The following is a 266-nucleotide window of genomic DNA, read 5'->3' as shown; positions in this document are numbered from 1 at the left end:
CCAGGTTGCTGCCGAATTCCTGAGCGAATTCCGTGATGCGGTCCTTGAAGCGATCGCCGACGTACGTGAACGCGAGTTCTGCGCCTTCGCGCTTGCACGCCTGCGCAATGCCGTAAGCGATCGATCGGTTCGACAGCAAGCCGGTCAACAGGATGCGTTTGCCAGCGAGGAAGCCCATGAATTCTCCTAAATCAGGTCAATGCGCCGGGCGCCGGACGAGGCGGCGCCGCGCGGTTTGGGTAGAATTCTCTCACAATTGACTTGGC

Annotated in this window: 1 protein-coding gene; it reads right to left on the bottom strand. The window is 59.8% G+C overall.

Annotation, left to right across the window (positions count from 1 at the left end):
• Positions 1-178: SDR family oxidoreductase (locus SB751_RS31310; RefSeq protein WP_410749184.1), on the bottom strand; the 178-nt coding region annotated here is incomplete at its 3' end.
• Positions 179-266 lie beyond the last annotated feature (88 nt).

Origin of the sequence: Cupriavidus sp. SIMBA_020, from assembly GCF_046535395.1 — a bacterium.
GTDB lineage: Bacteria > Pseudomonadota > Gammaproteobacteria > Burkholderiales > Burkholderiaceae > Cupriavidus > Cupriavidus campinensis.
The sequence above is the reverse complement of the archived record's forward strand: the minus strand, read 5'-3'. Positions and strand labels throughout refer to the sequence as shown.